Below are 16,506 nucleotides of genomic sequence, written 5' to 3' on the forward strand. Positions count from 1 at the left end.
GTTATATGTTTATGCTTTCTTAAAAGATAATAGCACAAATGAAATAAATATCAGCTAAATGTAAGGTTATGGAGGAACTGCAGATGGGAGGAGCATCGCGCGATTATTTCGCCTCCTTATCGGAATTATGATCGGCAGTGAAACTTGCATGGATCTTAAAACCAGCGGCATGTCGTCGCTATACCAATTTTCAAATGACATACAATATGCCGCTGTGGTATCCAAAGGCCTGTTTATGAAAAATTGTTATAGAGCGTTTTTTTTCTGAGGTATCCTTCGATCCCGTGTTTGCCGTCTTCTCCCCCGATGCCGCTGAGCTTGTAGCCTGCATGAAAGGCATGTACGCTTTCTCCAGCGCCGCGGTTTATAAATATTTCGCCAAACTGCAGCTCTGCAACACACCGCATAATGTTTCGGTTGTTCTGCGTAAACACGTAGGCGGACAAACCATATTTGCTTTGGTTTGCATAGGTGATCGCCTCGGTCAGGGAAGATACTTTCATGATGGGTGCAATGGGCCCGAAGGTTTCTTCCTGCATGATTTCCAGATCGTTCGATGTGACTTCCAACACTGCCGGATAAAACCAGTTTCCATTGGTGTGTGCGGGGTCAGGCCCGGAACTGTCGTTTAAGTTCAGTAATACCTTCGCCCCCGAGCGACATGCACGCTCCAATATTGCATGCAGCTTGCTGACCTCAGGCTGGCTGGCTCTGGGTCCCAAATCCACTTGTTCCAGGGGATCACCAGTCCTCAAATTGCGAACTGCCTCGGTAAACTTTGCTACAAATTTGTCATAAATTGCCTCTTCTATATACATACGATCGTTTGCGGTACACACCTGACCGCCATTGACAAATTTCGCTTGAATTGCGGCCTGCACGGCCTTGTCCAGATCTGCATCCGCCAATACGATAAAAGGGGCTTTTCCACCCAGTTCCAGACGAATGGTTTTTATATCATGGCTGGCGGCCGCGTAAATTTCGCGACCCGCCCTCACGCTTCCTGTCATGGAAATCAGGCTGACGTCCGGGTGTTTCACCAGATGCTCGCCAACTGTGCGGCCTGCTCCGGTGACAACGTTCAGGACTCCGGCCGGGAGGCCAGCTTTGCGGGCAAGTTCCGCAAGGACGAGCGCGGTCAGAGGGGTCAGTTCATGCGGCTTGATGACAATTGTATTTCCGGTGACTAATGCGGGGCCCACCTTTCTGGTAAACAACGCTACGGGGAAATTCCAGGCTGTGATTCCTGCGACAACTCCATAAGGAACACGATGAATCATAATGTGTTCATCCCTGGCGTCGCCAGGCAGTATTTCTCCTTCCAGGCGACGAGCTGCTTCGGCCGCGTGGCGCAGAAACGCGCTGGAAAAAGATACTTCTGCCCGTGCTTCGAGTAGTGGTTTCCCCTGTTCTTGCGTGAGAAGCAGGGCAAGATCCTCAAGGTTTGCATCAATGAGGTCGGCAAAGGCATATAGATAGCGTGCGCGTTCGGGAGCAGGCGTTGCAGACCATGCCGGAAATGCAGTTAGAGCCGCAGAGACCGCCGAATCTGTCTGGGATACTGAGGTTTCATTGATTTGACCAATTTCTTTGCCATTGACCGGATTGCTCACTGCAATGGTGTTGCCGCTTGCGTATATCCATTCGTTCTTGATGAAAATATGCTGTTTTGCAATACCGAAGCGTTCCAATAATTTATTCATGACTCTCTCCTGATTTATCGCCCCTCGAAGGCCGGCTTGCGTTTTTCCTGAAAGGCTTTGCGTCCTTCGATCCTGTCATGACTGTCTCGAAGAATGCCAAATACAAAAGCTTCGTGCTTCACTGCGTGATTCAACGGCATATCCATTCCATCTTCCACCAGTTTTTTAATTGCACGTACCGAAAGCGGCGCATTTGCAGCAATGCGCTCCGCAATGGCCTGTGCCTCAGACATCAAATCGTTTTGCTCTACGAGATGACTGATAAGCCCGATACGATGAGCCTCGCAAGCGTCTACGATGGAGCCGGTCAGGAGCATATGCATGGCGTTGGCTAAGCCGATCATTCTTGGCAGACGCTGTGTCCCGGCCCCTCCCGGAATACTGCCGATACACACTTCAGGCAGGCCGAATTTTGCGTTTTTACTGGCAATGCGAAGATCACATGCCAATGCCAATTCAAGCCCTCCACCGATGGCAAAACCGTTGATGGCACACACGATGGGGATTCTTACCTGGTCCATTCCATCGAGCAAGTGCGGGGTTGTTTCGGCGCCAAATGTCAACTGCGCAATGCCTTCTTTTGGGGGCATGGTTTTTTTCAGGTCGGATCCCGTGCAAAAGGCCCGTGCTCCTGATGCGGTCAGAATCACGCAACGCAAGGCCGGGTCCTGGCTGATTTTTTTCCAGCAATCGTGTAACTGCAACAAGGTCTCGGGGTCGATTGCATTCATGGCCTCCGGACGATTTAATGTGATAATGGCAATTGCATTCTTGACTTGATAAAGTAAGCTCATTGTTTCTCCTTGATATCGGACTATTTGACAATGTTCGTTGCGTAATAAGTTTCAATTTCCTCGGCAGAAAATCCGCTTTTTTCAAGGATTTCTCTTGAGTGTTGTCCGCAGAATGGCGGCATATCATGTGGTTCTGCATTCGATAACATGCTGTTTACCGGAAAACCGACTGTTTTGATGTGGCCGAAATCCGGATGGTCGAAACTGGTATAGATATTGTTGTGAAGGGCTTGCGGGTGGGTTTCGACATCCGCATATTGCGCGACCTTTGCGCAGAGGATGTCGGCACTGCGCAATCGCTCCATCCAGTACGCGCTTTCTTTCTTGAGGAAGGCGTCATTCAGAATTTGTCTCATGAATTGTCGGTTTTCCACTCTCGACGACGAGCTGGCCAGCCTTTCGTCATGTGCAAGTTCGGCAATGTCCAACGCATCACACAAGCGAGCCCAGCGGTCGCCGTTGTAGGCGGCGACCATGATCCAGCCATCTTGCGTCTGGAATGATTCGTTGGGGGCCGAGTAGGGCGCTGCGCTGCCGAGGGGCTGCGGCAGGCTTTGCTCATGGAAAAAATTTGTCAGCGTCGTCTGTTGCAGCACCAGAGCGGCGTTCATCAGGCTGATGTCTATGTGTCCGCCTGCTCCATTTTTTTGTTTTTCCAGCAGTTTGGCCAGAATGCTCATGCAGGCGACATAACCGGTTGTCACATCGACGATTGGTGCCTGCACTTTGCATGGCTCCTGTACATCCGGATGGCCTATCAGGCTCATGAGGCCCGTGTCCGCTTGCAGAATCCCGTCTACGCCCGGGCGCTCGGAATAGGGACCAGATTGTCCATAGGCTGAGACGGAACAATAAATCAAATCCGGCCGGGTTTCGGCCAGTCGTTCGTAGCCCAGTTCCAATCGATCCATCACGCCGGGTCTCAGGCTCTCAACCACGATATCTGCCTTCGTGGACAGTTGTCTGGCCAGATCGCGTCCCTCTTCTTGTTTCAGGTCAATCACAATGGACTGCTTGTTGCGATTGAATCCGTAATAAGCAGTGCAGTCGTCTCCGATCCAGCCTGGCCCCAGTTTGCGTCCAAGTTCTCCGCCCGGGGGTTCTACTTTAATGATTTCTGCTCCCATGTCTCCCAGCAGCATGGTGCACATGGGTCCGGCTCCTACGTGAGTAAAGTCAAGTACTTTGACGCCTTCAAGAATCTTCCTAAACATACATGCATTTCCATTCAATTGACTTATTACTGGGAGGACAAATGATTGTCTTCAGCGACTTTCTTCCATAAGGCAAGATCGCTGTCGACAATTTTTCCGAGTTCTTCTGGCGTGCTTTTGCTGATTTCAAACCCTTGTTCCGACAGTTTTTTCTTTACGTCTGGCGTATCCAGGGCATCATTGATCGCGGCGTTCAGCGAGTTAATTTTGTCTCTTGGCGTGCCGGCCGGTGCCATGACGCTAAACCACAGAGATGCGTTGTATTGATTCATATTCCCTTCTTTGACTTCGCTGAAGGCGGGGACGTCTGGCAGTACCGAAGTCCGTTTGCTTCTCGCCGTGCCCAGGGCGCGCAGAGTACCGTTCTGGATTTGAGGAAGGACGGACCCCATGGAGCCGAAAGTCGACTGGATCTGCCCCCCGATGACGTCGGCTACCGATGGGCCTGTACCTTGGTAGGGGACATGCGTGATATCAATTTTGGCCAGACCTGCCAACAATTCTCCTGCCAGGTGCTGGGGCACGCCAATACCCGGACTGCTATAGTTGATTTCGTTTGGATGTTCTCTTGCGTATTGAATGAATTCTTCCATTGTTTTGTAAGGCATTTTCGGATTCACGACAAAGATCATCGGAACTTCGGCAATCATGCCGACAGGTGCCAGGTCTTTCTGAATGTCGAATGACGTTTTCATTCCCAATGCGGGTTGCGTGGTGATCTGGCTACCTGCAATCAGTATGGTGTTTCCGTCCGGCTTCGCATTGGCGACGAATGCCGTACCGATATTGCCGCCGGCACCTGGTTTGTTATCAACAATCACATTACGATGAAGTTTTTCTGCCAGATGGGGAGCTAGCGTACGCGCGAGAATGTCGTTTCCCCCACCCGGCGTGAACGGCACAACAAATCTTACGGGGGCGCTGTCCTGCGCAAAGGAAGGGGTAAGTGGTGTAAGAAAAGTGGTTATTACAAATGCAGCGCGCAACAGTCCCACTCGAGAATGATTCCCGATCATTTTTGTCTCCTGTTTGGTTTTTAGGCTAAGGGGTTACCTGATGATAGTCAGGGAGTTTCATAGAGCCGTCTTCGGCCCGCTATCAGGTGCTGTCTGAAGCTTTCGATCACACCTGGAGTATCATGATTCAGTATTTTTTCCAGGATTTCGCTGTGTTCATCATGGATTTGATGGAAACGGGCGGGTTCGCCAAGGTCCTGAAAGTTAAATGGCGTTTTGGCCCACAGCACGCGTACAAACTGCAAGGTTTGCGGGCTGTTTCCGAGCTCGTACAGTCTGAAATGAAACTTGACGTTGGCTGTGCGGATCGCTATATAATCCCGGGCCTCAAGCGCTTTGACATATTGCTTATGCAAAGACGTCAATTCCAGCAGGTCGGTATCCTGAATGTTATCCATGGCTCGTTCCACAAGAAATGTCTCAAGCATCAATCGCAGTTCATAAATTTCCAGTACGTCAGTACGTGATTGCTCGGGAATGTAGATCCCCTTGTTCGGGTATACCTTCACATACCCTTCCATTTCAAGCGCTTTCAACGCTTCACGCACCGGCGTAATCGATACGCCAAGTCTTTCTGCAATATCCTGCTGCCTGAGGCGTTCCCCCCGCTGGTATTCGCCCGCAATGATCTGTTCGCGTATTTGTTCGATAACCTGATCTTGCTTGGTCAGAATTGGGCGGGAGTAGTCCATAAAAATTGAAATCCTAGTCGGAAAGCTCGAATCGAGGGAGCACGAATCCGTCCGGCATCGTTGCGTAGACCAGTCTGACTTTACGACCAATCCAGGATGCTTCAGGTTGTCGGCCTTGCAAATTCGAGATTATAACTGGACCTTCTTCCAAACGAACGGCAATTACATTGTGCGGCGCCGGGTACGCTTCTAGGTACTGGCGGTGGAAGATGACCCAGGACAGAATTTCTCCTTTTCCCGAGACGGGCACCCAGTCGAGGTCGTCAGACAATGTCTGATCGCATACGGGGGTGGGTGGGTACAGATACTTTCCCGAGGTCCGACTGCGCTGTAATTTCATGTTGCCATCTCGAATGCTTTCCCATAGCGGCTCATCGTATAGCCCCATAACGGGGGGGGGTGTTTGTGCAATAACATTCGTCATAATCATTTCCCGTAAATAATGGAGACCGCCTTGCCGGCGACGTCTGACGTGTAATGAACCCGATTGCAATTATTGACTTGACGATCACCGCATTCACCCCGCAGCTGCCGTACCGATTCAATCTGGTGAGCCCATCCTTGCATATAGCTTTCCGACAAATGTCCACCGCTCGTATTGATGGGAAGCTTACCGCCTGGGCCCATACCGCTCTCAGCGAGAAACTTTGCGGCTTCACCTTTCCTGCAATAGCCATACCCTTCCAGGGCCAGTGGGATATGCACCGAAAAACTGTCGTAGACCTGCAGGATGTCTACGTCTTCGGGTCCGATGCTCGCCATGGCGAAGGCCTGTCTGGCGCAATCTTCCTGAGCAGGGTGATAGAACTCGGTCAGTCTGGGCTCCAGACTGGTCGCGTTGCTGTTTAAATCCCGGCGGCCCAGGCCGTCGATATATACGGGCTTTTGCTTCATTGTCTTGGCTTTGTCTGCAGTTGTTACTATGAGCGCCACTCCGCCATCATTGATCATGCAATAGTCATACAGGCGCAGTGGTTCGCAGATATACGGTGCTTCAAGATAATCTTCGATTGTTATTCGCTTGCGCATGACCGCATTGGGGTTTTGGGACGACCATTCGCGTTGCGCGACGGCGACTCGAGCCAGATCCGATTCATCGAATCCGGTGGCATGTTTATATGCCTGAAATGTGAGTGCATAGAGCGCTCCCTGAGAGGTCAGCCCCCAGGGCGCATGGTAAATATAGGAAAGAAATGCATCCCCGCCCATTGCCTGAGGCCCGCCGTATTGAATTTGGCCGGAACGTTGATTGTTTCCGTAGACCAGGGCAATCGTTTCTGCCAAGCCCGATTCTATGGCCGTTACTGCCTGCGCGACCGATAGCACCGCATCTGCCTGGTCTCCCCATCTGGGATCAATACCAAGAATTTCAGCCATTCTTTCATAGGCAGTCGTAGGCCCAACAATCAGACCGTCCAGTTCAGTTTTCTCAATTCCTGCATCGTCCAATGCATTGGCTAGCGCCCCGGCGGCATATCCGTAGCTATCGCTGGGTTTTTCATTGTTACGCACGCGCGCCCAATCGTTTACCCAATCCGTGTGTCCGATGCCGACGATGGCGGCGGAGCGGCGCGCCGGGGTTGTATCTGTATCTACACTTTGATTACTCATTGTCATCCTCCGTGTCGATACTATGCCATGCATTAGGTATTTTATAAAATATATTATAGTAACAAAATGTTTTTTAGTAGAAAGACGTCAAGCCTATGTGTACGCCAAAAGCAGAGAACGGACATTTTCCTTTCCGTCAACACTCATTTAACGACAGTCGGGCATAGTGGAATTTCTTGATGATAAAAATGCTGCGCAATCGCGCGACAGCAACAGGAGACAAATAATGAATGTTGGCCGATTCACAAAGAAAGCCGTGCATATTTTTGCCATGTTTTTTGCGATGGGAATGCTGTCTCATGCTCTGGCTCAAAGTCCGTATCCGGAGCGGCCCATTCGATTAATCGTACCGTTTACTCCCGGCGGAGGGACTGATGCGATTGCAAGGAGTCTGGGCGAGAGGCTCGGGGAAACGCTGGGTACAACAGTTGTCATAGAAAATAGACCGGGAGCCGGTTCGACAATAGGGAGCGACGCCGTCGCCCGCAGCAAGCCAGATGGCTATACCTTGTTGTTGGCGAGTACGGCGCATGTTATTAATCCCACGTTGATGCCCCATTTGCCTTATGACACCGGCAAGGCATTTTCAGCCGTCGCTTTGGTCGGCAAAGCGCCAAATGTCATTATCGTCAGACCCGACAGCCCACTGAAATCTTTTGCTGATCTTATTCAGAGCGCCAAAAGCGCGCCAGGGAAATTAACCTATGGTTCATCAGGCAACGGCACCGCAGTGCATCTTGCTGCTGAAATGCTCTCGCGGCAGGCTGAAATCTCCCTTACGCATGTTCCTTACAAAGGCGCAGGCGCCGCATTCAACGATTTGATGGGAGGGCAAATCAACATGTTGTTTGCAACAGCAAGTGCCGTCGCCCCGGCGGTACAAAGGGGGCAGGTGCGTGCGCTGGCATTGACGGTGCCAAAGCGCTCGGCAGCCTGGCCTGGCGTACCCACCGTAGCAGAGTCTGGATATCCCGATTATGCCGCCGAGGTCTGGTATGCGATATATGCTGCGGCAGGCACGCCCCCCGAGATTGTCGAACGATTGAATAAAGGCATCAACGACGCCATCCAGTCTCCTGAGTTCAAACGCCGCACCGAGAGTGAAGGTCTGCAAAGTCCGATTCTGACACCCGCTCAGGCAGAGGCATTTACAGCTGAAGAGCTTGAGAAATGGAGCAAAATCGTGAAGCAGGCCAACGTGCACAATGGTTGAGAGGGGTGGGCCTCTTTGAGAGGGGGCCTCTACCAGGCATGCATCGGTCTAAATATTTTTTAGGTCGACAATATTGGGAGCAAGCAGGATGACCGGCAGATTAGACGGAAAAATTGCAATTGTAGTGGGCGCCGGGCAGCAGCCTGGTGAAACGGTTGGAAATGGCAGGGCAGTCGCGGAGTACTTCGCCAGGGAAGGTGCACGTTTGTTATTGGTAGATATCAATGACGAGTGGAATCACAGCACCCTGGCTTCAGTCCAGGGCCAGGGAGGTCAGGCCAGCGTGTTGGCCGCCGATATTACCCGTGAACAGGATTGCGCGGAGATCGCCCGAGTGTGTGTGGAGAAATATGGCCGAATCGATATTCTTCATAATAATGTGGGGCGTTCACAAGGTGACAACGCGACGGAAAAATTGTCAGCCGATGCATGGGATGCCATTATGAATATGAACTTGAAAGGTATGTTCATGACATGTAAGCACATACTGCCTGTGATGCGCGAACAGGAATCAGGAAGTATTATCAATATATCGTCTACATCGTCACTTTCCGCCAGGCCGACGCTGGCCTATAAAACCAGCAAGGGTGCCGTCAATACAATGACCCAGCACATTGCGATGGAGAATGCCAAATATGGCGTGCGAGCCAATGTCATACTACCGGGGCTGATGGATACCCCGATGGCGATCGAGCGGCGCGCGCGTGAAACAGGTCTCGATAAGGCATCCATCCGGGCAACGCGTGATGCATTGGTCCCCATGGGGCGGATGGGGACGGCATGGGATGTTGCTGCGGCTGCAGTATTCCTGGCTTCAGACGAATCCAACTATCTTACAGGCGCGCTGTTACCGGTCGATGGGGGATTATTGCTTAAGCGCGGATGAGGGTGCGCAGGTACTCAGATGCGAGAAGAGATCGCGAACCTGGCTGGATGCGCTGGAAAGATCGCGGACGCAAACATACATGTTCCGTTCTGCCCAGTGATCACGCAGGCCTATGATGGCAAACTGCATCATGGCAAGATAGTTGCGGGCGATGATTTCCGGAATGATGGCGATCCCCAGTTCCTGAGTGACCATTCTGCAGCGCGCTTCGTAATTGGCGATCTCGCTGAGTACTTTTGGCGGGTGGGGGATCGTTTCGCCGGCAAGTTCAAGAAAACTGGCCATGTCATGACGGGGGAAGTAGCCAAGAAATGTTTCGTCAATCACTTCCTTCAATGCGATGTCTTTTCTATCCGCAAGCGGATGGGAAATGGGAACAACAAGACAAACGCGATCTGATCGATACAGCGCCGACTTCATGCCCACCGCAGGATAAACAGCATGATAGATACCAATATCCGCTTCGCCTTCGTGTATCCTGCGGGGAATATCCAGGCTATGACCGTCGGCCAGGTGAATATGACAGTCGGTATGTGTTCTCAGAAAGGGAGCCAGGTCCTTGTGCAGAAACTGCACTGTCGTTGAAGGGTTCGCCAGCAAACGAAGTCTTGAAGCACCGTCGGTAGCATAGGCCGACAGGGCATCTTCGGCTGCGCCCAGGGCTTTGAGAATGGATTTGGCGCGTTGGTAGAGCATCGTGCCAGCCGGAGTAGGACTCACTCCCCGCCCGTGGCGTCGCAATAATGTGACGCCACCTTCACGTTCTAGCTCGGCGATGCGCTTGCTCATCGCCGATATAACGATGTCTTCCCGGAGCGCCGCCCGGGACAGGCTTCCTTCCTCTACAGCGGCAACAAACGACTTCAGATAGTTTGTGTCCATCGCTTCATCCTGCCTCGATCAGTTCAAAACAATAAAAAACCAACGGAAATGTTTACAGCAAAGACGAATGCTGATTTGGTGCAATGGTACACGCACCTGGGACGACAGGTGTAAAGGAACGCTGGAAGCACCGTAAGCTGTTTACCAGCATATAAAGGTTATAAGTATGATTTATTGACATTTAAAGATAAAGCATCTTAGAATCGGAGCAGGAGACAACACCTCGACTCTGGCGTGCCCGGCTACGAGGCCAACTTCTGGTATGGTGTTTTCGTGCCGGCGGGCACGCCGACTCCCCTCATCGACAAGCTCAATGCCACGATTGTCAACGTCATGGGGCAGCCCGATATGGTCCGGCAACTGACGCAGTCCGGCGTGGAACCCCATACGACAACGCCGAAAGAGCTGGGGGAGATAATGAAGCGGGACACTGAGAGTATGAGAGAGGCGATGCGGGGAGCCGGTATTATTTCGCAATAAAGCGATAAGATCGCATTAAATTCGGCAAACAAACTCTGTAAGCGGGTTTTGGCGTATTAGAATGTGCCTATCGCCGAGTGCAAAAATAATCGGAACCGGGAGTCAGGATGTCTACGCCAAAAATCGCTGTTATTGATGATTATCAGAATATTGCTTACAAGTGCGCTGACTGGGAGCCGGTCCGGTCCCAGGCACAGGTAACTGTCTTTAACAAGCCTTGGACCAGCGAAGATGACCTGGTCGATAAGCTCGGGGAATTCAATATTATTATGTTGTTGCGCGAGCGCACCGCTTTCCCGGCGCGAGTGCTCGAAAGGCTGCCGAATCTCAAATTTATTGCCATGACGGGGGCGCGAACCAGCACGCTGGATCTGGAGGCGTGTGCCAAACTGGGCATCCTGGTGTCCTACACCAGCTCACACCCATCCACACCAACGGCTGAATTGGCCATTGCCTTGATGCTCTCGTGTGCAAGAGCGTTGCCTCAGGCAATGCAAAATATTAAAGACGGGCGCTGGCAGGAAGATCTACCGCTCGGTTCGGCATTGGAAGGCAAATGCCTTGGGATCGTCGGACTTGGCAAGTTAGGATCCCGGGTCGCCCGTATCGCCCAGGCCATTGGAATGGACACGGTGGCCTGGAGCCAGAATCTGACAACGGAAAAAGCCAGTGAGCACGGGGTCAAACGTGTTGAAAAATCAGAACTGTTCGCGCTTGCCGACGTAGTCTCGGTCCATTTGACGCTGTCTGACAGAACGCGCGGCGTGATCGGGCGGGAAGAATTGTCACAAATGAAGCCGGGAGCAATTCTCGTGAATACGTCGCGCGGACCTTTGGTAGATGAAGCGGCCTTGCTGGATGCGCTTGAATCCAAACGCATTATCGCGGGGCTGGACGTGTACGACGTTGAACCTTTGCGAGAGAACCACCCGTTCCGGTCGCTTCCCAATGTCATCGCGACGCCGCACCTGGGATACGTTGTGGACGATGCGTTGCGGCATCTCTATCAGGAGAACGTGGCGAACGTTCTTGCTTACCTTGCCGGTACGCCGCAGAGGCTGAAAAATCTGGCTGCCGGCTCGTGACACGTGTCCGACGTATTTTTTAACTGACTTCCCATGATAAGCACCAGGCGACGACAATGACCTCTGACGCATCTTTATCACAAGAACCGCCAGCGTCCCCTGAAAAATGGTCATTTGCGGCGTTATTCACCATTGCCTATATGGGCGTGGTCTCGGGCCTGCAATTGAGCGATCTTGGCCTGCAGGCGATTTCGCTCTCGGCCATCCAGCGCAGTTTCGGTGTCGGCGACGCCACCGTAGGTCTGTTGCAGGGGCTGGGCAATGTTCTGATCGGCAGTGTGCTGGCTATCCCGCTGGCGCGGCTGGCGGATCGTTTCTCCCGCAAGAGGCTGCTGATATGCCTGGTGGCGGCGGCGACCGGACTGACGGTCTGCAGCGCCCTGGCACCAACCTTCCCCTTGTTTTTCCTGTTCCGCTCCGCTGCCGGGGTGACCGACTTTGCCATGATCCCGCTGGTCTATTCCATGATTCCGGATTTGGCGCCAGAGCGGCATCGTGTCGCTTCGAACCTGAGTTTTGCCGCGTTGATGGCGGTGGGGGCCAGCGCAGGATTTTATTTCAGTGGTGATCTTATCCGCGTCGCCACCGGTCTCATCACACTTGACATCGAACCATGGCGCAAGGCATTCCTGCTGCTCTCGAGTGCCGGCGTACCACTGTTCTTTCTCGGATTTCTGACAAAAAACCCGCCGCGGCATCTGTCTTTGTCGAATGAGCCGGGGACAGAGTCGCTAAAGGCGTTTTTTCTTGAAAACTGGCGGATGATCGGTTTGTTCGTGGGAACGGCAGGGTGCCTGATGATTGCCGTCCAGGCGCCCAACCAGCTGATTGCGCTGGCGTTTGAGCGTCGCTTTTCGGCAGAAGTCGGTGTTATCGGTCAGGCCATGGGCATTATCGTGCTATGCACCAGCCTCGCTTGTTTGCCTGTGGCCGGACTGCTGGATAAATTTTTATCGCGACGACTCGAACGTGCGGCACGGCCCCTGATCATGGGAGCGGGCGCCTTGATTGCCATTCCCGTGCTTGCGCTGCTGTCGACCACCACGACGATTTATCCTGCGTTTATCGTGATCGGGGCATTTCTGTTCGTCACCAGTACGGCAAACGCGCTGGTGCCGACAATGTTGCAGGATCTGACAACGCCGGCGCTCAGAGCCCGCTGTTTCGCCATCTGGAGCTTTGTCGTTTCGGTCTTCAGCGCGACCGGGCCCATGATCGCGGGCTCGCTATCCGAGTGGTTTCTACAACATTCGCTGATGAGCGCAATCATATTGACTGCCGTACCCGGCTTGTTTCTGTCGGCGTTCTTTGCTGTACGGCTGTTTCAGCAATTCCGGCGAACGCGACTGAGCGTATCCGATCCGCTGACCGATCAGGCTTGACCGAGCATGGCACCGTTTGCCTGGACACATTGCTGCGCAAATGCCCAGAACAGGGCGGCTTGTGAATATTCGCTGCCTTGATCACTACTGGATTGATGACCGCTTTCAAGATCCAGCTGCAGAATGGCAGGGTTACCGGATGTTGAGCAGTGGCGGATGTGGGCAAGCAGTTTGGCTGGCTCCCAGTACGGAACCCGGTCATCCTTCAGACCTGCGGTGCACAGGACAGGCGGATAGGGCGCGACCTGCACGTTCTCATACGGTGAAATCGAAGCAATATAGTCATAAGCGTCTGGATCCGCCAGCGGGTCGCCCCAGTCAGGCCGGAAAAGCGGGACCAGAGGGTGGTCGGCGTCGCTCATGGTATTGAGCATATCGACAAATGGCACCTGTGCAATTACCCCTGCCCAAAGCGTCGGTGCAATATTCATGGCGCCCGCCACCAGCAGTCCGCCGGCCGATAATCCGTGGGCGACGATCCATCTGCTGTCAGTGTAGCCGGTCTGAACCAGGTGATTGGCACAGGCAATGAAATCGGTCATGGAGTTCTTCTTCTTCATGGCGCGACCTTCCAGAAACCACCGCCGCCCCTTTTCCGAACCGCCGCGAACATGGGCAATGGCATAACGGAAACCGGCATCGACCAGTACGGTTGCGGGCAGCGAAAAGGCCGGTTCGCTGCTGATGCCGTAGGCGCCGTAACCCGTCAGCAACAGGGGAGCACGTGTATCGTTTGCCATGTCGCAACGAGAAAGCACCGTCACAGGAACCTGTTCTCCGTCCGGGGCGCGTGCATACAGGCGTTCCACCCGGTAATTCTGCGGATCGAACTGGTCAAAACGGGTTTGCGCCACCACGGTCATGTTTCCCGAATCAAATTCCAGATCGATCCACCGGGGCGGACTGGCCGGTGTCTGATGGACAAATCGCACTTTCCGAGCGTCATAGGCCTGGCCGGTTACCAGTTCGATGACATAGGCGGGTTCGTCAAATGTGATCGGTCGAACGGCTCCCGTCGGGTCACGCAGGACCAGTCGATGCTGCCCGTTCTCGCGCTCGAGTGTGACAAGGGCTGCGGCGAAGGGCATGACCGAAATAATGGACACGCCTTCGCAGTGGGGAACGAGTTCGGATTCAATCACAAACGTATTGGGATCCATGGCCAGCAGCTTACGGTCGAGGGCGCCGTCGGCGTTGGTCAGCATCAGTAGTCGTCCGGCCCACTCGCTGATTTCGTAGCTGATGCCTTTGTGGCGCGGCTGAATAACATGAAGCTGACCAGTTTCATTGTCTGAGGCCAGAACACGCACCTCGCTTGTTTCCGGCCCGGCCAGTGTCAAGGCAATAAATCCGCCAGCAGCGGTGCGGGCTAGTTGCATGAACATGGCCGGATCGTGTTCCTCATAAATCAACACCGTTTCCTGAGTATCGACTGTGGTCCTGTATAACCGTGTCGGCCGACTGTGGGCATTGCGCCAGATCCAGAATAAGTACTTTGACGAAGCGGAAAACGTGAAGCCACCATAGCCGAACGCGTCTGCAGGCACAATCGTCTTGATCTGCTCGTGCTGCGCATCGTATATACAGATTTGGTGGCGATCATCGCCAATAACGTCTTCGGCCCATGCGAAATAGCGATCATCGGGACTGGGCTGATGGTCAGTTGCCCGGTAATAATGGGTCGAGGCGGCGCGTTCGGCTTCGTTGAACAGAATCTGTTCCTGTCCCTCCGGTGAAATGCGATAGAAGACGCGGCGCGTTGCCCCCTCGGGCACTCTGTGGCCATAATGCCAACCGTGCGAATCGGCGGGTAAACTGACCGCTTCATGCATCGCGCGCGCGTGCATCAGGGATTGATATTGAGCGACCAATGGTGCAAGCGGCGACAGGATATCCTCTGCGTATTTCATCTCGGTAGCCAGATGCGTGTGCAGCGGCGCTGGCAAGGTGTCAAGTGAACGGGTGCCTGACCGAGGGATGTATTTCATCCATGCGTAGGGGTCGTTGCGGGTGCGGCCCAGTTGTTCGATGACATGGTCGTGCCGCTGCGCCAGAGGAGCGGTTACAGGGGGCCAAGTGAATGCGTGCGGGGGGAGGGCAGGAGTGGGCATGGGGCTTTTCTATCCGCAATTGAGCTACAACATATCAAAAGGGGTAATATAGCGCCTTGCTTGACGTAACGCCACTTATTGAATGCGCCTGCGGTTGTTTGGCACTCAGTTTGAGATCGCTGGCGGTTCTAGCCAGGCGCGCATTTTCGCTCGTGATGAACGCCTGACATTCTGAAGGGGGCAGGGGTTACGTCAGAACCTTGATAAAAAACAAAAAATATTACGCGATTCGTTTAGTCAACTGCTCCTTAATATAAGTAATATTGACAGATTCCGGTAACTCGACTCCATTTTTCTCTGCAATGACTTCCGCCATTACACTGATTGCAATTTCGGCGGGTGTTTTACTGCCGATGTAAACGCCAATGGGTCCGCGCAAGCGTGAGAGCTGCTCGCCGGTCAGATCAAAGTGTTCCATGAGTCTTTGACGACGGGCCCGGGTGTTGCGGCGCGAGCCAATTGCGCCTACATAAAAGGCCTTTGATTCCAGTGCTTCCATCAGAGCCAGATCGTCCAGCTTTGGATCATGTGTCAGCGCAATAATGCAGGTGCGGGCGTCAGCCTGAAATCCTTTTACAACGTCGTCGGGCATATGAGATAACAATGTGACGCCCTGTATCGACCAGTCTTTTCGATATTCGATACGCGGGTCGCATACAGTCACGGCAAAGCCGCTGAAAAGCGCCATGGTAGCCACATATTCGGTCAATTGGCCCGCACCAATTAATAACATTCGAAATTCTGGCCCAAACGTGTTGCTAAGAGCGGTTTTGTCAAAATAGAAAGCGGTGGGATTGTCGACGGGTTGCTGCTTCACTGCCCCGGTTTTGACAGTCACTGTGCGTTGCATGAGTTGCCCGCGGTCCAATGCATCAACAAGGGACTGGAGTGCCTCCGGCTCTGGATTGAATTCGAGCAGAATTTCCAAAGTGCCCCCGCAGGGCAAACCGAATCGAAAGGCCTCTTCTGCGGTCAATCCATACTGAACCAGACAGGGTCGCGAACTGTCCTGAAGCGCAGATTTTTCTTCGCCCGCCGTATAGCGATAGAACAGGTCATCTTCAATGCATCCGCCCGACACGGAACCGACCACTGCCCCGTCTTCACTTAAAGCCATGATCGAGCCGAGCGGGCGCGGAGATGATCCCCAGGTACGGGTGACGGTAGCCAATAGCGCCTTTTTCCCTTCAGCGCGCCACGCACTCAGTCGGCGCAGTACGAGAACATCCAGATTTTCCATGATTCATGCCTTTGATTAGTTATTTGTCTCTCCATATGCGAAATAGCATTGCATGGCAGCAGTGAACGATATTTCAGAAGTCATTATGTCGTAAAAACCCACTCTTCAGCTGCATCGGAAAAAAATAATCAGACTCAAAGGTAATTGATCCGACTTCTGGGTAAAGGGTCTGCTGAGGGTCGTTTCTATACTGTTTC

The 16,506-nt window shown here is 53.0% G+C and carries 15 protein-coding genes; 5 read left to right on the forward strand and 10 right to left on the reverse strand.

Features of this window, described 5'->3' with window-relative positions; all coding sequences use genetic code 11:
* Nucleotides 1-233: 233 nt before the first annotated feature.
* The 7 genes from W822_RS32470 to W822_RS32490 are packed head-to-tail and all read right to left on the reverse strand — an operon-like array spanning nt 234 to nt 7,030.
* On the reverse strand, nt 234-1,703 hold the full coding sequence (locus tag W822_RS32470) for an aldehyde dehydrogenase family protein (protein ID WP_031242496.1): 1,470 nt from the start codon (nt 1,701-1,703) through the stop codon (nt 234-236).
* Nucleotides 1,704-1,717: 14 nt separating this feature from the next.
* Nucleotides 1,718-2,497 carry an enoyl-CoA hydratase/isomerase family protein gene (locus W822_RS32475; RefSeq protein ID WP_024004779.1) on the reverse strand — a complete coding sequence of 260 codons (780 nt, stop codon included), beginning with the start codon at nt 2,495-2,497 and terminating at the stop codon, nt 1,718-1,720.
* A gap of 20 nt (nt 2,498-2,517) precedes the next feature.
* A complete protein-coding gene (locus W822_RS0123445; RefSeq protein WP_031242498.1) occupies nt 2,518-3,711 on the reverse strand; it encodes a CaiB/BaiF CoA transferase family protein in 1,194 nt (397 codons plus the stop codon).
* Nucleotides 3,712-3,737: 26 nt separating this feature from the next.
* A complete protein-coding gene (locus W822_RS32480; protein WP_024004780.1) occupies nt 3,738-4,727 on the reverse strand; it encodes a tripartite tricarboxylate transporter substrate binding protein in 990 nt (329 codons plus the stop codon).
* 47 nt (nt 4,728-4,774) lie between these two features.
* Nucleotides 4,775-5,419, reverse strand: a complete 645-nt coding sequence (locus W822_RS0123450; protein ID WP_024004781.1) for a GntR family transcriptional regulator — start codon at nt 5,417-5,419, stop codon at nt 4,775-4,777.
* A gap of 13 nt (nt 5,420-5,432) precedes the next feature.
* A complete protein-coding gene (locus tag W822_RS32485) occupies nt 5,433-5,843 on the reverse strand; it encodes a Zn-ribbon domain-containing OB-fold protein (protein ID WP_024004782.1) in 411 nt (136 codons plus the stop codon).
* A 2-nt stretch (nt 5,844-5,845) separates the two neighbouring features.
* Nucleotides 5,846-7,030 (reverse strand): thiolase family protein, encoded by a 1,185-nt coding sequence (locus tag W822_RS32490; RefSeq protein ID WP_024004783.1) that lies wholly within the window; start codon nt 7,028-7,030, stop codon nt 5,846-5,848.
* A gap of 226 nt (nt 7,031-7,256) precedes the next feature.
* On the opposite strand from W822_RS32490, the gene W822_RS32495 reads away from it, so the two are divergent.
* Nucleotides 7,257-8,243, forward strand: a complete 987-nt coding sequence (locus tag W822_RS32495) for a Bug family tripartite tricarboxylate transporter substrate binding protein (RefSeq protein WP_024004784.1) — start codon at nt 7,257-7,259, stop codon at nt 8,241-8,243.
* An 88-nt stretch (nt 8,244-8,331) separates the two neighbouring features.
* Nucleotides 8,332-9,129, forward strand: a complete 798-nt coding sequence (locus tag W822_RS32500) for an SDR family NAD(P)-dependent oxidoreductase (protein WP_024004785.1) — start codon at nt 8,332-8,334, stop codon at nt 9,127-9,129.
* Here W822_RS32500 and W822_RS32505 read toward each other — a convergent pair.
* Nucleotides 9,109-10,011, reverse strand: a complete 903-nt coding sequence (locus W822_RS32505) for a LysR family transcriptional regulator (protein ID WP_024004786.1) — start codon at nt 10,009-10,011, stop codon at nt 9,109-9,111. The genes W822_RS32500 and W822_RS32505 overlap by 21 nt on opposite strands.
* A 234-nt stretch (nt 10,012-10,245) precedes the next feature.
* Between W822_RS32505 and W822_RS32510 the strand changes: the two genes are divergently transcribed.
* The 3 genes from W822_RS32510 (at nt 10,246) to W822_RS32520 (ending at nt 12,958) form a co-directional block, all read left to right on the forward strand.
* Nucleotides 10,246-10,491, forward strand: a complete 246-nt coding sequence (locus W822_RS32510) for a tripartite tricarboxylate transporter substrate-binding protein (protein WP_024004787.1) — start codon at nt 10,246-10,248, stop codon at nt 10,489-10,491.
* Between the two features lie 107 nt (nt 10,492-10,598).
* On the forward strand, nt 10,599-11,576 hold the full coding sequence (locus W822_RS32515; protein WP_024004788.1) for a D-2-hydroxyacid dehydrogenase family protein: 978 nt from the start codon (nt 10,599-10,601) through the stop codon (nt 11,574-11,576).
* Between the two features lie 56 nt (nt 11,577-11,632).
* A complete protein-coding gene (locus tag W822_RS32520; RefSeq protein WP_024004789.1) occupies nt 11,633-12,958 on the forward strand; it encodes an MFS transporter in 1,326 nt (441 codons plus the stop codon).
* Here the strand turns inward: W822_RS32520 and W822_RS32525 are convergent.
* Nucleotides 12,949-15,069, reverse strand: a complete 2,121-nt coding sequence (locus W822_RS32525; RefSeq protein WP_024004790.1) for a S9 family peptidase — start codon at nt 15,067-15,069, stop codon at nt 12,949-12,951. The genes W822_RS32520 and W822_RS32525 overlap by 10 nt on opposite strands.
* A gap of 220 nt (nt 15,070-15,289) precedes the next feature.
* Complete coding sequence (locus W822_RS32530; RefSeq protein WP_024004791.1) at nt 15,290-16,309, reverse strand: XdhC family protein; 1,020 nt, start codon at nt 16,307-16,309, stop codon at nt 15,290-15,292.
* Nucleotides 16,310-16,506: the final 197 nt, after the last annotated feature.

Origin of the sequence: Advenella kashmirensis W13003 (assembly GCF_000506985.1) — a bacterium.
In the GTDB taxonomy this organism is placed as follows: domain Bacteria; phylum Pseudomonadota; class Gammaproteobacteria; order Burkholderiales; family Burkholderiaceae_B; genus Advenella; species Advenella kashmirensis_A.

Excerpts from the sequence above, each read along its gene's own strand:
- W822_RS32470 (WP_031242496.1), bottom strand. The coding sequence starts at position 1,703 with ATGAATAAATTATTGGAACGCTTCGGTATTGCAAAACAGCATATTTTC.
- W822_RS32475 (WP_024004779.1), bottom strand. The coding sequence starts at position 2,497 with ATGAGCTTACTTTATCAAGTCAAGAATGCAATTGCCATTATCACATTA.
- W822_RS0123445 (WP_031242498.1), bottom strand. The coding sequence starts at position 3,711 with ATGTTTAGGAAGATTCTTGAAGGCGTCAAAGTACTTGACTTTACTCAC.
- W822_RS32480 (WP_024004780.1), bottom strand. The coding sequence starts at position 4,727 with ATGATCGGGAATCATTCTCGAGTGGGACTGTTGCGCGCTGCATTTGTA.
- W822_RS0123450 (WP_024004781.1), bottom strand. The coding sequence starts at position 5,419 with ATGGACTACTCCCGCCCAATTCTGACCAAGCAAGATCAGGTTATCGAA.
- W822_RS32485 (WP_024004782.1), bottom strand. The coding sequence starts at position 5,843 with ATGACGAATGTTATTGCACAAACACCCCCCCCCGTTATGGGGCTATAC.
- W822_RS32490 (WP_024004783.1), bottom strand. The coding sequence starts at position 7,030 with ATGAGTAATCAAAGTGTAGATACAGATACAACCCCGGCGCGCCGCTCC.
- W822_RS32495 (WP_024004784.1), top strand. The coding sequence starts at position 7,257 with ATGAATGTTGGCCGATTCACAAAGAAAGCCGTGCATATTTTTGCCATG.
- W822_RS32500 (WP_024004785.1), top strand. The coding sequence starts at position 8,332 with ATGACCGGCAGATTAGACGGAAAAATTGCAATTGTAGTGGGCGCCGGG.
- W822_RS32505 (WP_024004786.1), bottom strand. The coding sequence starts at position 10,011 with ATGGACACAAACTATCTGAAGTCGTTTGTTGCCGCTGTAGAGGAAGGA.
- W822_RS32515 (WP_024004788.1), top strand. The coding sequence starts at position 10,599 with ATGTCTACGCCAAAAATCGCTGTTATTGATGATTATCAGAATATTGCT.
- W822_RS32520 (WP_024004789.1), top strand. The coding sequence starts at position 11,633 with ATGACCTCTGACGCATCTTTATCACAAGAACCGCCAGCGTCCCCTGAA.
- W822_RS32525 (WP_024004790.1), bottom strand. The coding sequence starts at position 15,069 with ATGCCCACTCCTGCCCTCCCCCCGCACGCATTCACTTGGCCCCCTGTA.
- W822_RS32530 (WP_024004791.1), bottom strand. The coding sequence starts at position 16,309 with ATGGAAAATCTGGATGTTCTCGTACTGCGCCGACTGAGTGCGTGGCGC.